General features: G+C 58.8%; 13 protein-coding genes. 4 read left to right on the forward strand and 9 right to left on the reverse strand.

The annotated features are described in order from the left end of the window. From EPN93_13960 to EPN93_13985, 6 genes are all read right to left on the reverse strand, one after another. Nucleotides 1–462, reverse strand: a complete 462-nt coding sequence (locus EPN93_13960; GenBank protein ID TAL33138.1) for an NAD(P)H-dependent oxidoreductase subunit E — start codon at nucleotides 460–462, stop codon at nucleotides 1–3. Between the two features lie 4 nt (nucleotides 463–466). Beyond that, a complete protein-coding gene (locus EPN93_13965; protein ID TAL33139.1) occupies nucleotides 467–1,408 on the reverse strand; it encodes a pyruvate synthase subunit beta in 942 nt (313 codons plus the stop codon). A 9-nt stretch (nucleotides 1,409–1,417) separates the two neighbouring features. Continuing rightward, nucleotides 1,418–2,596, reverse strand: a complete 1,179-nt coding sequence (gene porA / locus EPN93_13970) for a pyruvate ferredoxin oxidoreductase (protein TAL33140.1) — start codon at nucleotides 2,594–2,596, stop codon at nucleotides 1,418–1,420. After that, nucleotides 2,596–2,892 carry a pyruvate synthase subunit PorD gene (gene porD / locus EPN93_13975; GenBank protein TAL33141.1) on the reverse strand — a complete coding sequence of 99 codons (297 nt, stop codon included), beginning with the start codon at nucleotides 2,890–2,892 and terminating at the stop codon, nucleotides 2,596–2,598. The genes porA and porD overlap by 1 nt, the downstream gene beginning before the upstream one ends. After that, nucleotides 2,858–3,448, reverse strand: a complete 591-nt coding sequence (locus EPN93_13980; protein TAL33142.1) for a pyruvate synthase — start codon at nucleotides 3,446–3,448, stop codon at nucleotides 2,858–2,860. The genes porD and EPN93_13980 overlap by 35 nt, the downstream gene beginning before the upstream one ends. Nucleotides 3,449–4,046: 598 nt before the next feature. Continuing rightward, nucleotides 4,047–5,354: an acyl-CoA dehydrogenase gene (locus EPN93_13985; protein ID TAL33276.1), complete on the reverse strand. Its 1,308-nt coding sequence runs from the start codon at nucleotides 5,352–5,354 to the stop codon at nucleotides 4,047–4,049. A 174-nt stretch (nucleotides 5,355–5,528) separates the two neighbouring features. Here EPN93_13985 and EPN93_13990 point away from each other — a divergent pair, with 174 nt between their 5' ends. The 3 genes from EPN93_13990 (at nucleotide 5,529) to EPN93_14000 (ending at nucleotide 10,026) form a co-directional block, all read left to right on the forward strand. After that, nucleotides 5,529–6,146 (forward strand): TetR/AcrR family transcriptional regulator, encoded by a 618-nt coding sequence (locus tag EPN93_13990; GenBank protein ID TAL33143.1) that lies wholly within the window; start codon nucleotides 5,529–5,531, stop codon nucleotides 6,144–6,146. Nucleotides 6,147–6,537: 391 nt separating this feature from the next. Beyond that, entirely contained in the window at nucleotides 6,538–6,978 is a 441-nt protein-coding gene (locus EPN93_13995) for an isoprenylcysteine carboxylmethyltransferase family protein (protein TAL33144.1), read from the forward strand. A 774-nt stretch (nucleotides 6,979–7,752) separates the two neighbouring features. Then, nucleotides 7,753–10,026 (forward strand): glycoside hydrolase family 92 protein, encoded by a 2,274-nt coding sequence (locus EPN93_14000; GenBank protein TAL33277.1) that lies wholly within the window; start codon nucleotides 7,753–7,755, stop codon nucleotides 10,024–10,026. A gap of 50 nt (nucleotides 10,027–10,076) precedes the next feature. Here EPN93_14000 and EPN93_14005 read toward each other — a convergent pair whose 3' ends face one another. The 3 genes from EPN93_14005 to EPN93_14015 all read right to left on the reverse strand — a co-directional run bounded on the left by EPN93_14005 (nucleotide 10,077) and on the right by EPN93_14015 (nucleotide 15,850). Next, nucleotides 10,077–11,489: a TolC family protein gene (locus EPN93_14005; GenBank protein TAL33145.1), complete on the reverse strand. Its 1,413-nt coding sequence runs from the start codon at nucleotides 11,487–11,489 to the stop codon at nucleotides 10,077–10,079. Continuing rightward, complete coding sequence (locus EPN93_14010) at nucleotides 11,486–14,617, reverse strand: efflux RND transporter permease subunit (GenBank protein TAL33146.1); 3,132 nt, start codon at nucleotides 14,615–14,617, stop codon at nucleotides 11,486–11,488. The genes EPN93_14005 and EPN93_14010 overlap by 4 nt, the downstream gene beginning before the upstream one ends. Nucleotides 14,618–14,758: 141 nt before the next feature. Next, a complete protein-coding gene (locus EPN93_14015) occupies nucleotides 14,759–15,850 on the reverse strand; it encodes an MBL fold metallo-hydrolase (protein TAL33278.1) in 1,092 nt (363 codons plus the stop codon). Between the two features lie 370 nt (nucleotides 15,851–16,220). Between EPN93_14015 and EPN93_14020 the strand changes: the two genes are divergently transcribed. After that, nucleotides 16,221–16,550: a hypothetical protein gene (locus EPN93_14020; GenBank protein ID TAL33147.1), complete on the forward strand. Its 330-nt coding sequence runs from the start codon at nucleotides 16,221–16,223 to the stop codon at nucleotides 16,548–16,550. The last annotated feature ends 90 nt before the right edge of the window (nucleotides 16,551–16,640 follow it).

A 16,640-nucleotide genomic window follows, 5' to 3' on the forward strand; every position in this document is an offset into this window, starting at 1 on the left:
CTATTCGTATTTTTTAAGCAACTGCGCAACGCCGGTAGGCCTGACATGGCCGTAATAGTCATCATCGACCTGTATCACCGGCGCCATCGCGCATGCGCCCAGGCAGTTGACGCATTCAAGGGTAAAACGCATATCCTTTGTGGTGGAATTACGCGTTGTCTGAAATTCGCGTTCGAGGGCCTCGAGTATCTGCCCGGAACCCTTCAGGTGACAGGCGGTACCGGCGCACACCTTTATCGTGTGGCGTCCCCTGGGTACAAGCGACAGGGAACGGTAAAATGTGCTCATGGAGAATATCCTGCTTTCCGGGACCGACAGGACCCTGCTCGCTATCTCCATCCCCTCCCTGGGGACATATGAAAATTCACGCTGAAAATCCTGGAGTATGGCGAGTATCGACTCTTCGGATAATTCATAGCGGTGTATGATTTCGTTTATTTTCTCCTTCGAAACCCTTGTCATTTCTCTATTTGCATTCACTCGAATCACCTGTCTTTGCGATTTTTAGCAGCGATGAATATTCCTTGTCGACCCTTTCCTGTATCCTGCCGATGTCGCTTTCCTTCAGGTGGCGGAATCGTCCCTGTCCCTTCAGGTATTCTTTAACCGGAATTTTTTCCGGAATGTAGTTGATGTAATATTCGCCATTTTCCACTTCATAGAGGGGGAACACGCAGGACTCAACGATCAGCCTTCCGTATTTAATAGCCTCGTCCGGATCGATCCTCCAGCCTGTCGGGCACACCGACATGATGTGTATGTATGCCGGCCCGTTAATTTCCGATGCCTTCTTTAATTTCCTTATCAGGTCGAAGGGATAACTCGGGCACGCGGTTGCGACATAGGGGATTTCGTGCGCCACGGCAATTTTGGGCATGTTCTTTTTGTTCGTCATCTGCCCGATTGTGTCATGTCCGGCCGGAGTCGTGGTGGTGGTGGCTCCGTACGGTGTCGAGCTTGAACGCTGGATACCCGTGTTCATGTAAGCTTCGTTGTCATAGCATATATAAATGCAGTTGTGGCCGCGCTCCATGGCCCCGGATAGCTGCCCCATTCCTATATCGGCGGTGGCCCCGTCGCCTCCCATGGATACAAAATTTATTTTCTTTTCCCTGATTTTCTTTTTTCTCATCATGGCCTTCATCCCCGACTCGCAGCCGGTGATGACCGCGGGCGCGTTTTCAAACGCAACGTGGATCCACGGAACCTGCCATGCCGTTGTGGGAAGCGATGATGAAATGATTTCCATGCACCCGGTCGCCATCGCGACGATCGTATCGCGACCCAGCGCCTTCATGACCAGGCGGACAGCAAGGGCCTCGGCACAGCCCTGGCATGCGCGGTGACCCGACGTCAGGTATTCCTTCTTATCCAGCAGCAGCGGTGCGTATATCGGGATTGTATTCATATCCGTCTCCTATTCTCTCACTCCGTAAAAGACATAGCCCGATGTGTCGTCTTTCGCGAATCTGGTTTTCGCCTCGATCATGATGCTCATAAAATCATCCCGGGTGACGTCGCGCCCGGCGAAACCCGCTATGAAGTTTACTATCTGCGGAGCGGATTGTTTCCCGTAGAGGGCCGACCTTAATTCCAGCGCCAGGGGACCGCCGGGTCCGCCGAAACTCATGGCGCGATCTATGACGATGAGTCCGGCTTTGCCGTTTACGGCGGAGAAAAAATCATTAAAGGGGAAAGGGCGCCACAGACGGATTTTGATGAGGCCGACCTTTTCTCCTTTATTCCTGAGGGCATCGACGGCCATCATCGCATTTTCACTGAGCGAGCCCATCGTGACATAGCATATATCGGCATCGTTCGTGCGGTATGTCTCGACCGGTGAATAATTTCTTCCGGTAAGCTCTCCCCATTCCTTCCATGCCCTGACGACAACGTCATAGGAGCCCAGAACGGCTTCTTCCCTCGCCTTCTGCGTTTCGGTATATATCTCAGGCATCGCGAAACATCCCATCGAGAGGGGACTGTCGGGGTGGAGGGCGTCCTTCATTTGGAATTCCGGCAGATATTTTTTAACGAGTTTATCGCTTACATACTTTATCGGTTCGATCATATGCGTCAGGATGAAACCATCGACGTTTACGGCGACCGGCAGCATCACCGCGGGGTCTTCGGCTATGCGAAACGAACAGAAGATGTTGTCATATGAATCCTGCCCGTTTTCCGTGAAGATGTGGATCCATCCGGCGTCTCTGACCATCATGACGTCCGAGTGGTCATTCCATATCGACAGCGGCGCGGACAGTGATCTGTTGGCTAATGCCATTACGATCGGGAGACGCATTGAAGGCGCTATAAAAAATATTTCCGCCATCAGGGCAAGCCCCTGGGAGCTGGTTGAGGTAAACGTCCGTGCGCCAACTGCGGATGACCCGCAGCATACGCTCATGGCCGAGTGCTCGCTTTCAACCGGAACAAATTCCGCATCCAGCCTGCCCTCTGCCACCAGTTCCGAAAGGTGCTCCACAATATGCGTTTGCGGTGTTATGGGGTAGGCTGCAATAAGGTCAACATCCGCCTGAGCGACGGCTTCCGCTATGGCTATTGATACTTCTACCCCGATGGTTCGTTTGTCCATTACAGCTCCTCCTCAGCATGCATTGAAATACAGGCGGAAGGACACTCATGGGCGCAGATACCGCAGCCCTTACAGTAATTCAAATCCGCTTCGAAATACCGGTCCTCCAACTGCACTATGGCCGAATCGGGGCAGAACAGCCAGCATACTCCGCATTTGAGGCAGTGTGCTTTATTGACGATGGGCCTGCGCGACCTCCACGAACCGGTAAGGTATTCCCGGGCGCTGCCCGCTTCTTTTACGATACACCCGGTCTCAAGATCACGCCAGCTTATATCTTCGATCTTCTTCGCCATGACCATGCTCCTTTATACATGCTTCATTGTAGGCCCTTTCGAGTGCCTGATTATTCAAGCTCCCGAGTTTTTCCCCGAATCTTTCAATAATATGAGGCCCAATGTCGGAGAGCTCGAAAATTCCGGTTGCCCTGAAAAATGCGCCGAGCATCGTCGTATTTATAATGGGCCTTTTCAGAACTTCCTGCGCTATCAGATTGGCGTCTACCGTCGCCACCCTGCACCTGTAGTCGTGTTCTTTAATCATATCATCAATGTTTTTTTTCGTGTTAATAATAAGCAGGGCGCCATCCTTCATGCCTTCCGTAGGATTGACCATCGCAAGAAGCCCGGCATCCAGTACGATAACAATATCCGGGTTGTAAATTTTTGATCGATTATAAATCCTTTCATCGCTGATACGGCAGAAAGCGGTAACCGGAGCGCCCCTCCGTTCCGGTCCGAAATTCGGGAAAGCCTGCGCGTATTTACCTTTCGAAATTGCGGTTGCTGCCAGCAGCTCCGCCGAGGTAACGGCACCCTGCCCGCCGCGTCCGTGTATTCTGATCTCTAACATAATAGCACCCCGCTAATAAATAATTACCGTCCAGATTCAGGTTCTGGAAAGCAGTCGACGTCTTACGAATCACATTAAATTAATAGAAACTGGCGGCATCAATTAATAGGGAGCTGCACTAACGAAGGTAGCTGATGTTATATGATGGGGTCTCTTAAAGTGATTCAATTTAAATAATTGTACAAATAAAATTACCTCAAAATTCGCGTTACCGAAACGAAAATAAGCGTATATGCTCCGTTTATTCGATAAAAATTCAACTAATTTCTTATGAAATTAAATATTTCGTAAGGGATTACAGTCCACCCCGCTGTTAAGATAATATTAATTAAATTTAAATTTTGAGTTTATTCGGTCGGGTGAAGTTGCATTAATCATTCAAATATGAATATAATGTTTAGTAAATTCCCCCTTACAGCGGGTTTGAGCCGGGCTAAAAACCGGTTCACCTGCTATAAAATAAACCTTGCGATTTCATAAGACCGCGGTACTCACTTCCCCGAAAGAGCAGAAACCCATTTCATAGTAAACCCACCGGCCGTGGCCGTAGAGACGTCTCGCCGGGACGTCTCTACGGGCTTCCAACCCGCCAGGTACGTCAAGCGTTCCCCACTCCACGATCAGCTGCGCTATTGGCGAAATCGTCGATTACCTTCCACATGCCTTCATCGTCAAATATTTTTTCCGATATTGCGCCGGCGTTTTTCGCATCCTGTTCGATATTCCTGTATTTGTCCTGACCTTCGAGCGATTCCTGGAAATATTCATGCTGAATCAGCTGATCCATGATCTCATTGGTTCCCGTCCATATCTGAGCAAGCCGGCAATCGCGGATCACCCGTTCGATGGGATATACATCGGTATAGCCGATACCCCCCATCATCTGCATTGCGAGATTGCCCACCTCCCAAGCCGAATCCGTTGCGAACCGTTTAGCTTCGCTTGCGATCCTCCTTAATCTCGGATCACCCCTGTCAGCGGCCACCGCAGCCTGGTATACCATTCCGGCACTCGCGTCCATGAGGGTGACGCCTCTCGCAAGCATTGTATTAACCGCCTGGAATTTGCGTATAGGTCTCCCGAAAGCCTTGCGCTTGCTTGTATATCGCGCTGCGACATCGAGACAGGCGCGCATGCCCCCGATCGTCGGTGCGGCGCTTGTCAGACGCTCGGGGATCATCATCCGCGAAAAAACCAGGGCTCCGCCATGGAGCGGGCCTATGAGATTATCCTTAGAGACTTTCACGTTGCGAAAGGTGAGTCGCCCTGTCCCGCCACCCCGGGTACCCATGAGGCCGTAGAGATAGCTCACTTCGACGCCCGGAGAGCGTTCGATGATCAATGTGCTGATGCGCTCATAGGGACCGGCGTCAGGATTGAAATTGGTACGCACGTATACGAGAAAAAAGTCCGCTCCCTCGGCGCCTACGACAAAACGCTTCTGCCCGTTCACCAGAAAATGATCTCCCTGATCTTCGGCCTTGCTGGTCGCGCCGAAAAAATCCGACCCTCCCCGGGGCTCAGTGAGCGCTTCGGCGCTTACCAGTTTTCCTTCCAGCATCGGTTTCAGATATTTTCTTTTTTGCTCCTCGGTGCCGAATGTAATTAGCGCCTCGCCGACAATGTCAGGCATGACAAAGGCGCACCCGCACGCTGTTCCGAGCGCGCCTATTTCGGCCTGCGCCGCGACCGTCGCGATCCAATCGAGCCCCCGTCCGCCGTATTCCACGGGAAAACGCAAACCGAGCAGATTGTGTGCAGCGAATTTTTCATAGATTTTGCGCGGAAACTTCACCTCGTCTCTATCCATAGCTTTCAGATACTCAGGATCGATCTCATCCCTGACCATCATTCGCGCCTCCTCCGCGACTGATTGGGCTTTCGGGTCGAGCATAAAGTCATTAATTGACATGGCGTACCTCTCATAATTACATTATTTAATAACCGTAAGTCAGCATTCCGACCATTGGTCGGAATGTAAACCATTATTTAGTAATTCGCTTAAATAATTTCTTGCAATAATTCTTTATTCCGACCTGTTGAAATTAAAACCTGTAGTAACGGGACCGGATTCGACCATATGGGCGAGAAGAAGATGTTGAGCATTTTAAAGGAGCAGGAGCGGGATGTCAGGAGAAACCTGATACTTGATGCCGCCGAACGTCTTTTTTCCGCAAATTCATTCGACAAGGTGAGCATGCAGGAAATCGCAAACGAGGCCCAGCTCTCAAAATCGTCGATTTATACCTATTTCCAAAACCAGGAGGAGTTGTTTATAGAGGCGGCCCTGCGGGATGGAGCGATTCTTCAGACCTCCTTGTTGAAGATGACGGAACGGAAGGATTCGACGATCGAAAATGTTATCGATGCATTTATCGAGTTTTTTGTTAATCATGATTCATTTTTCAGAATGGCGTCTCTCCTAATGTTACAGGGGAATCTCAGCGAAGAGTCGATCGCCAAGGTACACCCGGTGATTCGTGGCGTGATGGAGGTCTTTGATACAGTAATTCGCCGTATGAATTACCGGGGCGACGTCCGGCTGCTCTCACATACGCTTTTTTCAGCTTTGAGCGGGATACTGATTTCTTATCGAAATTATCCATCAAGAACCGAATCGGAAAAAATGCGGCACATGAAACGGCTCGGGACCACCGTGCGGGATATGGTCAAAGCGTTGATAAAGACCCGAAAATGAATATTTGTTCGGGCTTCGCCGGGGAACAGGATGATCCTTGTTGATTTATTGATTTAGGAATTGTGTCCTCTTCAAGGGAAAGGCGCTCAGTCATCACAGCCTGGAGGAATCCATGAAGCTGAAAACAATCGCATGCGCCTGCGCGCTTGTCATGCTCCCGCCGGGACGTCTCTACTGCTTCAGGAACGAGCGGCCCGTAAACGGACAATAACCATGAAAAAATTCATTCCCCTCATCATGTCAGGAAGCCTCATCATCGCGGTGTGCTTCGTCGCATACATCCGCTTTGTGCTCCCGGAATATGTGTCTCGCGATGAAACGACCATGCCCGGCATTATCTTTTGCGCCTTGTACGTGCTTTGGCTCCTCTTCGAGACGCGCGTAGCGGTCCGTGAAGAGGCGGAGCGCTACGCGGATTACGGGACGAGGGAACTGTACGGCGCTGGACACGCCGCGACGATTCTCTGCGCGCTGTGGTTCGCGCCGGAGCACGCCCGTCCCCCTGCTGTGTGCGGGAGCGTACGCCTTCGCGGCCGGCTTGGGACTGCGCGTGGGGGCGATTTTCACACTGGGCAGGTTTTATTCGCACTCGGTGAGAACGGTGGAGGGGCATCGTATCGTGGACGGCGGGCCGTACCGCGTTGTCCGGCATCCCGCCTACGCCGGGGTGGTCGCGTTCTTCTTTAGCGTGCCGGCGCTCGCGGTATATCTCGCGTGGCTCGTTCCGGCGATTGTGCTTCGCATTCTCGTCGAGGAGCGCACCCTCATGGGACTGGACGGCTACCGGGAATTCGCGTCTTCCAGGAAAAGAATCATTCCGGGAATATGGTGACGGGCGTCCGTATGGCGCACCCGCATTCCCCGCGGCCTTCCGGCGCATCGGCCCCCCATATCTTCTTGACTATTTTCAAATTCCGGTTTTTACTGCGCGCGCAGAGCCTGTGCCCCGCAGCACGTGAATTTTCTTATAAAAGAGCTCGTCATGAGTACCGCCCGTCGCCGCCTGCCGATCACCGGGGTCGGGCATACGCAGGAATACAATGCGAATCCCGTGGAATGCATGAACAAGATGTGCGCATTTTTCATCCGTTACCTGAAATAGGACGGGCTTCGCATAACCGCATCGCGGAGGGACGCTATGACTGGAAAGAAAACCGGAACGTTGAGCAGGGGCGTGGTGGCCTGGTGCTGCCTGTCGCTCGCGGCGGCGGCATACCTTGTCGGATTCCTGGGGATACTGGTCATCCTGCAGCCCGTCTGGTACGATATCGGCATGTTCATCTCCGGGGCGACAGGCGTCCGGTTGAACCTGCTGCCGCCGTGCATGGGGGCGACCGCGCTCCTGGCGATCCTGTTCGCCCTGTGGCCCGTGAAGATCGCGCGTAACGCGCACCGGCACCTGCCGGCGCCGTTCCCCGTGTGGCTCAAAATAACCCTGGCGTTCGTCACGGTGACATGGAGCGCCCTCCTGGCCGTGCTCCTGATGATGACCGGTGCGACGATGGTGCTCCCGGGCCTGCGCTACCTCTGGGACGTGAGTGCGCCCTGGATCTTTCTCGCGCTTTTCACCGTATGCGCGGCGCTCTGCGCGCGGGGCCTGGTGACGATGAAACAGCGCACCCGCGCCGCCGTGGCTGCGGTCGCGGGCCTTGGGCTCGCCTCGCTCGTCTTCGTCGCGGGGACGGTGTCGTCCTTCCTGGAGCGCTCCGGCGCGCCCGCGCATTGCACGGTCGTACGCGCGGACCCGGTCGATTTCGTGAACCCGCTCACGGGCACGCGGGGCGGCTTCGAATACGGGAAGACGCTCCCGCTCGTCGCCCTCCCCTTCGGGATGACGCACTGGACGCCCGTGACGCAGGAAAGCAGGATCGGCGTCCATCCCTACAAGTATCACCACGGCGACCGGATCGCGGGGTTTCTCGCGACGCACAAGCCCGCGATCTGGATGGGCGATTACGGCCAGGTACTGCTCATGCCCGGCACGGGCGACGTGAAGCCGGGATTCGGCGAGCGGGGATTGCGGTTCGCGCACCGGGACGAATGCGCGACGCCGTACCGGTACGCGGTGATTATGGACGCCGGCAGGGGTTCGCATATACAGGCCGAGATGACCGCAACCGAGCGCTGCGGCCATTTACGATTCACGTTCCCCGAATCGAAACAGGCGTACATCCTGGTCGAGGCGAGCAGGCACCCGCATTTCGGCGGCGCGGTTCGCGTGGACGCCAAGGCGGGCGAGATCTCCGGCTACAACACGGACCGCGACGACGACGAGATAAGCCCCGTCCTCCCGAACTTCAGGGGCTACTTCGTGATTCGGTTCAGCAGGCCCATCGCCGCATCGGGCACCTGGGAGGGCGATACGACCTTCCCCGGCGAGGGCGCGCGCACCGGCGTGAAGGTGGGGGCGTACGCGGCGTTCGTTACGCGCGAGGGCGAGGCCGTCGAGGCGCGCGTGGGGACCTCGTTTATCAGCGTCGAGCAGGCGCGCGAAAACCTCGACCGCGAGCTCGCGGGGCGCGGCTTCGAGGCGACGAGGGACCGTGCACGCGCGGAATGGAACAGGAGGCTCGACGTCATCCGGGTCGAGGGCGCGTCGGAGGACGAACGGGAAACCTTCTACACGGGGCTGTATCGGTGCCTGCTCTTCCCCCGGATATTCTCCGAGTACGGGCGCTACTACAGCGCGTTCGACGACCGCGTGCACGAAGGTGTTTCGTATAACGACTATTCGCTCTGGGACACCTTCCGCGCGCTCCACCCGCTGCTCGTGCTCGTTGCGCCCGAGCGCGTCCCCGGCATGATCACCGCGCTCCTCCAGATGTACACGGAGGGCGGGTGGATGCCCAAGTGGCCCAACCCCGCCTACACGAACATCATGATCGGCACGCACGCCGATTCCGTGATCGCGGACGCATGGGCGAAGGGCATGCGCGGATTCGACGCGGAGCTCGCCTGGCGCGCGATGTACAAGAACGCGATGACGCCGCCCGACAACGACGAGAACCGCCAGTGGGGCGACCGCGAACCGTGGAAGGGATACGAAGCGCGCGGCGGGCTCACCTGGTACAAGAGGCTAGGCTACGTGCCCTCCGAGAAGGTGATCGAGAGCGTGGCCTGCACGCTCGAGTACGCCTACGACGACTTCTGCCTCGCGCAGATGGCGAAGGCCCTGGGCAGGGACGCGGACTACCGGCTTTTCCTGGAGCGGAGCCTCTGGTATAAAAACCTGTACAACCCGGCGACCGGCTTCATGGCCCCGAAGCGCGCGGACGGCTCGTGGGACCCCAACCCCCTGCGCGGGTTCTGCGAGGGCGGCCCGTGGACCTACCTCTTCTGCGCGATGCAGGACGTGCCGGGGCTGGTCGCGCTCATGGGCGGCCCGGAAAAATTCATCGCGCGGCTGGATGAAAACTTTAACGGCGGGCATTACGTCCACGAGAACGAACCCGGCCATCACTACGCGTACCTGTACGACTACGCGGGCGCCCCCTGGAAAACGCAGGAACGGGCGCGCGAATTCTGCACGACCAAGTACGGGACGGGACCGGAGGGGCTCGCGGGCGACGAGGACTGCGGGCAGATGTCGGCGTGGTACGTGTTCAGCGCGATGGGATTCTACCCGGTCACGCCTGGGACGGACGAGTACGCGATAGGAAGCCCGCTCTTCCCCAGGGTCGCGCTTCGTCCGGACCCCGCGCGCCCGGACAGGACGTTCGAGGTAATCGCGCATAACGTCTCGCGCGGCAACAAATACATCCAGTCGGCGTCGCTCAACGGGAAGCTCCTGGCGCGCCCCTTCATCCGCCACGGCGATATCGCGCAGGGCGGTTCGCTCGTCTTCGAGATGGGACCCGCGCCCAATTACGAATGGAAGTAAGGGGGGTCGAGGCGTGAAAGGAGACGGGGGCCGCGATCTCGCCGCCCGGACTATTTCTCCGTCGCGCGGGGAGACGCGGCGTTTCGCAGTACCGCGACGCCCCCGCCCGCGAACTCGTTGACGGCCACGCCCAGCCGTACCCGGTTGAACCCGAACTGGAGCGCCGCCTGCTGGTAGTCGTCTTTCGCGTTCTGGTAGGACGCGAGCGAGGTGAGCAGGTCGAGCAGGGTGACCAGCTTCATCTGAAATTCGTAGTTGGACGTCTTGTACTCGTCCTGGGCGGAATCGAGCGCCTTGCGGTACGCCTCGTATTCTCTGCGCGAAAGCATCCAAGCCCTATACGCGCCCTGTACGTCCTCGTAGGCCGCACGCGTAACGGTGGAAAGCCGGAGCTCCGCCTGCCGCTGCGCGGATTCGGACTCGCGCACCCTGGCGGACGTCGCGCCGCCCAGGAAGAGCGGAAGCTCCACGCCCAGGCCCCCGTAGTAGTTCGTGCCCGTGTGGTGCCGCTGGTAGAGGAGATAGTTTCCCTCGAGGTAGACGGACGGGAGGTGTCCCCCCTCCGCCTGCAGCACGCCCGCCTTCGCGACCTCGATTTGCTGGATCGCGGCAAGCACGTCGTAGCGCGACGCGACGACGGTGCGCTCGGTCGCCGGGTCGTACGCGGGCTCGGGAAGGACCTCGATCTCGGCGATGCGGAAGTCCGGACCCAGCGCGGTGAGGGTCCCCAGGACGAGCCTGGTATCGGCGAGCCCGTCCTCCAGGGCGGTGATGTCGGCCTCAAGGCGGAATATTTGCGCGTTTATCCGGAGCGATTCGCTCGGCCTGCTCCGTCCCAGGGCGACGCGGTAGTTGATCTCCCCCAGCATGTCGCGGTAGAGCTTGAGCACCTCGCGGCTGGTCGCGAGGCTTTTTTCGGCCCGGATCACCCGGTAATACCCGGACGCGACGTCCAGGAGGAGCTGCGATGCCGCATAACGCACATTCATCTCCCGGAGCTTCACGTCGGAGCGCGCCGCCATGTACGAGGCGAGCTCCTGGAGCCCGGTGAGTATGGGCTGGCGCGCATAGAGGCTCACGTACGACTTCGTGGAGGCGGAGGACATCTTGCTTTCGCTCTGCGGGAAGAGATAGGCCCCGCGCAGATACAGCCTCGGCAGGAAGGAGCCCAGCGCCTGGTCCCTGCGGGCCTGCGACTGGACGGCGCCCTCGGCCTCCAGCGCGAGACGCTCGGTGTTCTTCACCGCGAGCGCGTAGAAATCGAAAAGGGAAAGGCTCTCCTTCCCGCGCGCGGTATCGGCGTCGGCGTCCGATACGCCGCTCGCCCCGATGATGAGCGACTTCACGTCGTCGTCCTTCGCGCCCGCCGCGGCGGCGCCCAGCGCGCACAGGACCAAGCCGCAGAGGAGGATCGTTACTGAGCGGCCGGGCGTGCGTGGTATTCCCGATCTCATGGTATTCATTGTTTTTCCGTTACTTCCAGCGACTTGAGCGCGTCCCGCACTTCCTTCCGGTGTTTCGTGCTCTCGAAGCGCGAGAGAAGGCTGTAGGCGCAGGGAACCACAAAGAGGGTGAGGAAGGTGGATACCAGCACCCCGCCTATGACCACGATCGCCATGGGCCGGGTGGTCTCGGCGCCGGCCCCCAGCGCGAGCGCGGGCGGCACGGCCGCCGCGATGGTGGCGATGGAGGTTATGACGATGGGCCGCAGCCTCACCGGGCAGGCGTGGAGGAGCGCCTCGCGCACGCCCATCCCCGCGGTCCTGCGCTGGTTCGTAAAATCGACGAGGAGTATCGAATTCTTCTTCACGATGCCCATCAGGAGCAGAAGCCCGATCATGCTGTAGATATTGAGCGATATCCCGGTGAGCTTCATCGCGAGGAAGGCCCCCGTGACGCTGAAGGGAAGCGCGAGGAGCACGGTGAACGGGTGCAGGAAGCTGTTGAACTGCGAGCCCAGCACCATGTAGGCGACGATGATACCCAGGACGAGCGCGACAACCAGGCTGTCGAAGGATTCCCTGAAGGTCTTGGAGCTTCCCGTAAACTCGGTGTGATAACCCTGCGGGAGGATCTCCTTCCCTTTATTATCGATGAACGCGAGCACGTCCGCCTGCGATTTCTCCGGTGCGATGTTCGCGAACACGGTGATCGCGCGTTCGCGGTTGTAGCGGGTGATCGTGAGGAGCGACGGTTTTTCCTCGAGGCTTATCACACTCCCCAGGTTCACGATCTCGCCGTGGATATTGCGCACCCCCAGCCGCGCGATATCGGCGGGCACGCGGTTGTCGGTGTCGAGGAGCTTGACACGGATGTCGTCCCTGCGCCCGGACGAGTCGGTATACTTCCCGATGCGCAGGCTCCCCACGGCCGCGCTTATCGTGTTCGCGACCGACGAAACCGTCACGCCCTGCGCGGCCGCCTTCGCGCGATCGGGAATCACCTTGAGCTCGGGCATGCCCAGGTTGTAGTCGGTGTCAAGGTCCGTGACAAGGCCCGATTCCGTGAGGACATCCATCATCTTTTTGCTGTACTCGGCCAGCCTGTCCCAGTCGGGACCCTGCACCGAAAACTGGATGGGGTAGCCGCGCTGCGCCGTGAAACCCTGCTGCGACAGGTCGAGCACCGCCACGCGCGCCACCCCCGGGATCTTTTTTACCTCGCCCCGGATGAAGGCCATGAAATCCTGCTGCGAGGGCCTGCGCTCGAAGGGCGCGGCGACCGGGCGGTCCGGCCGGTTCTTCATGGTCACGTTGAACACGCCCTGGTTCACGAGCCCGCCCTGGAAACCGCCCACGGCGCAGTTGAACCGGTCGACCTCGGGGCGGCTTTTTAGTATGGCCTCGGTCTTCCTGAATATCGAATCGGTAAACTGCAACGAGGAGCCCAGCGGCGTCTGGATGTTTATAAGAAAGCGGCTCTGGTCCTGGGGCGGCACGAACTCCTTGGGTATCCCGCCCAGCAGGAGGAGCGAGAGCGCGAAGACGAGGGCGCTCGCGCCCAGGACCTTCCAGCGCCGTCCCAGGCACCACGCGAGGGCGCCGCGGTAGCGGGACGAGAACGATTCCATGAACCGGTCCATCCGCGCCCCCACCCATGTCTCTTTTCCGCTCGTGAGTATCTGCGAGCAGCGCATGGGCGCGAGCGTGAGCGCCTCCAGGAGCGAGAGCATCACCGCGACCGTCATCGTGATCCCGAACTGGAAGAAGAACTTTCCTATGATGCCCTTCATGAACACCACGGGCAGGAATATCGCGAGGATCGCGAGCGAGGCCGCGATCGCGGCGGTAGTGATCTCGCGCGCGCCCACTATGGCGGCCTTCACCCGGCTCATCCCCTCCTCGTGGTGGCGCACGATGTTCTCGAGCACCATGATCGCGTCGTCGACCACGATGCCTATCGAAAGCGAGAGTGCGAGCAGCGTGAAGGTGTTGAGCGTGAAGCCGTAAAAATAGAGCACGATGAAGGCCCCCACGAGCGAGGTGGGGATCGCGAGGATCACGTTGAAGGCCGAGCTGAACGAGCCCAGGAAGAGCCAGCACACAAAGGAGGTGAGTATGACCGATAATACCAGGTTCGAGAGGAGCTCGCGGGTCGAGTCCTCGATGAACTGGGTACTGTCCCACGCAATCCCCATCTTCATGTTCGCGGGAAGCAGGTCCGCGCTCTCCTTCACCCGCTCCTTGACCTTGCGGCCGATAGACACGGCGTTGGAGCCGCGCTGCTTGATGATGCCCACCCCTATCGCGGTCTCGCCGTTGAACCGGCTGATGCGCCGCACGTCCGCGAGCCCCTCCTCGATGTGCGCCACCTCGCCCAGGCGTATGGGCGTCCAGATGGGCTCGCCCCTGCGGTTGGGGATGATGATGTTCTCGAAATCCGCCCTGGTCGCCGATTCGCTCAGGACGCGCACGTGCGTCTCGCGGGGACCGTTGTCCATGTAGCCGGAGGGCGTAAGGGTGTGCTGCGAGGTCACCGCGGCGATGATGTCGTCAACGGTGATCTGCTGGCGCTCCATGGCGTCGGTCCTGATCCAGATGCGCATGTTGGGATCCAGGTAGCCGCCCAGGCGGATGTCGCCCACCCCCTCGATCGTCGTGATCTCGTCCTTGAGGTGGTCGCGCACGAAGAGCACGAGCTCCCTCTGTGTGAACTTCCCGTAGACCGCCGCGAACATGATGGGCTGGTCCTCGGGGTTGGACTTGGTGACGACGGGCGGATCGATATCGTTGGGCAGGTTCCTCTGCGCCTGCAGTATCTTGGTCTGCACCTCCTGGAGCGCAGCGTTGATATCGCGGGTGAGCTCGAACTCGATCGAGATGTTCGCGAGCCCCTCGAGCGAGGTGGAGCTCACACTCCGGATGCCCTCGATGGACATCACGGAGTCTTCGAGTATGTCGACCACCGCGGATTCCATCGTCACCGGCGAGGCCCCGGCCCACGTGACGGTGATCGTGAGAACCGGGAAGTCCACGTCCGGGAGCTGGCTTATGCCCATCCGGCTGAACCCGATCGCGCCGAAAAGAATGAGCCCTATCATGAGGACCCATGCGAAGACGGAGTTCTTTATGGAAATGTCGGAAAGCTTCATGAAAGGGGGCCGTGCCCGTCCAAATCGTTCAAGGGTGCCTCTCGGCGAACCGGATTAACGCCCGGCGGTCCAGCGTTTCTAGACCGGGGCGAACGCCTTGTCAATTTAATATTATATGAATTTTCGGTTACGGCAACCGGGTTATGGGGATTTTCGATCGGCCTTCCACCACCGGGAGTTCACCGTGAGGTCGCCCCCGACGACCAGGCCGGGCCGGGGAAGGCACAGCCTGATCCCCTGCGTATCGGCGGCCGCGATGAGCTTTTCCACGGGCTCGGTCCAGGAATGGAAGGCGAGGTTGAAGGTCCCCCAGTGTATGGGCAGGAGGACCGCACCTTTCAGGTCCAGGTGCGCCTTCACCGCGTTCGACGGACCCATGTGTATATCGGGCCAGTTATCGCCGTACGCGCCTATCTCGAGCATGACCAGGTCGAACGGCCCGTAGCGCGCGCCGATATCGGCGAAGCCCGCGAAGTAGCCCCCGTCGCCGCCAAAGTACACCCGGTGCTTCCCGCTCGTGATTATCCACGACGCCCACTGAGTGGTGTCCCGCTTCCCGATCCCGCGGCCCGAAAAATGGCGCGCGGGCGCGGCGATGAGCGAATGACCGCCTCCCAGCGCGCGCTCTTCATGCCAGTCGAGCTCGACGACGCGCTCGCCCGGGATCCCCCACGACCTGAGAATTTCGCCCACGGCCAGGGGCGTGTAGAACACGACACCGGTCGCGGCGAGCCTCGTCACCGTGTCCCGATCCAGGTGGTCGTAGTGGTCGTGCGAGATGATGACGCCATCCAGCGGCGGAAGCGCCTCAAGCGGAAAGGGCGGATTAAAGAAGCGCGCGGGCCCCATGAAACTCACGGGCGATGCGCGCTCGCTCCACATGGGGTCGGTGAGAAATATCTTTCCATCGATTTTAATGATCACGCTGGAATGTCCCACCCACGCGACGCGCAGCCCGTCTTCCGCGTCAAGGGATTCCCTGAGCGAGGGGTTCGGAAATTCCATGCGCACGGGCGGTGTCCGCTGCTCCGTGCTTGAAATCCAGCGCCAGATCGTGTCGAGCACCGTGCCGTCCCCGGTGACTATCGTGGGCACGGGGTTCAGATATTTCCCATCCCGGAAATTGGGCGAGCTTCTCTCCCCCGGCCGCCCTGCCGCGTCCCCGCCCTTGCGCAGGTATGAACACGACGCGAACAGCGCGCCCGCGAGCGCGGCGCACCCGGCCAGTATCATGAACATTTTTACCGCATACCCCATGGAACTCTCCCGAAACCATTCGCACGACTGATCTTATTTTACGGCAGGATGCGTCGCCGATACGACTATCGCCCCATCGGACATTTTTAATCCATCGTGACGAACCCCGGAAATCAATACTGCCGGGCCCTGCAAAATTGTCCACGCTTTTCCCAATGGAGAAAACCTCATCTCTCCATGTCTCTGCGTCGTGGCAAATTCCTTTTCTTTTGGATTGGCACTAGAGCGCTAGTGCGGCGCGAACCTTTCTTCAAATAGTATTTGAGTTTTCACGCGGATTCCCTATGCTGGGAAAACACCGCGCGGCTGCGCGCGGCCGGCGGAGCCCGCCGTGATGGAGAAGCCCATGAAGATCGAAGACGCGCCCTTCACGATAACCGACTGGAGCGTCACCCCTTCCTCGACCCTGCGGGGCACGCGCGGCCTCGCCGCCTCCAGGGTGCTTGAACGAGGAAACGCACGGCTTCGCATGATCGAATATTCCGCGGGCTACGTTGCCGACCACTGGTGCGCGCGCGGCCACGCCGCGCTCGTACTGGACGGAGACATCCTCGTCGAGATAGAGAACGGCGGCAGCTTCGCGCTGACCGCCGGCATGAGTTTCCTCGTCGCCGACGGGCGCGACGCGCACCGCGTATCCTCGCATAACGGCGCGCGCGTCTTCATCGTAGACTGATATTCGGCATAACGTCAAAGGACGAGGAGATGGGGAGATTGATAAGATGCCGTGGAAGGATATGAGAAAGGGCGAGTGATCCGGCGGACG

It is taken from the genome of Spirochaetota bacterium (assembly GCA_004297825.1).
In the GTDB taxonomy this organism is placed as follows: Bacteria; Spirochaetota; UBA4802; order UBA4802; family UBA5368; genus FW300-bin19.

Coding starts and splice junctions, on each gene's coding strand:
- EPN93_13960 (TAL33138.1), bottom strand. CDS start 462: ATGACAAGGGTTTCGAAGGAGAAAATAAACGAAATCATACACCGCTAT.
- EPN93_13965 (TAL33139.1), bottom strand. CDS start 1,408: ATGAATACAATCCCGATATACGCACCGCTGCTGCTGGATAAGAAGGAA.
- porA (TAL33140.1), bottom strand. CDS start 2,596: ATGGACAAACGAACCATCGGGGTAGAAGTATCAATAGCCATAGCGGAA.
- porD (TAL33141.1), bottom strand. CDS start 2,892: ATGGCGAAGAAGATCGAAGATATAAGCTGGCGTGATCTTGAGACCGGG.
- EPN93_13980 (TAL33142.1), bottom strand. CDS start 3,448: ATGTTAGAGATCAGAATACACGGACGCGGCGGGCAGGGTGCCGTTACC.
- EPN93_13990 (TAL33143.1), top strand. CDS start 5,529: ATGGGCGAGAAGAAGATGTTGAGCATTTTAAAGGAGCAGGAGCGGGAT.
- EPN93_14000 (TAL33277.1), top strand. CDS start 7,753: ATGAAACAGCGCACCCGCGCCGCCGTGGCTGCGGTCGCGGGCCTTGGG.
- EPN93_14005 (TAL33145.1), bottom strand. CDS start 11,489: ATGAATACCATGAGATCGGGAATACCACGCACGCCCGGCCGCTCAGTA.
- EPN93_14010 (TAL33146.1), bottom strand. CDS start 14,617: ATGAAGCTTTCCGACATTTCCATAAAGAACTCCGTCTTCGCATGGGTC.
- EPN93_14015 (TAL33278.1), bottom strand. CDS start 15,850: ATGATACTGGCCGGGTGCGCCGCGCTCGCGGGCGCGCTGTTCGCGTCG.
- EPN93_14020 (TAL33147.1), top strand. CDS start 16,221: ATGAAGATCGAAGACGCGCCCTTCACGATAACCGACTGGAGCGTCACC.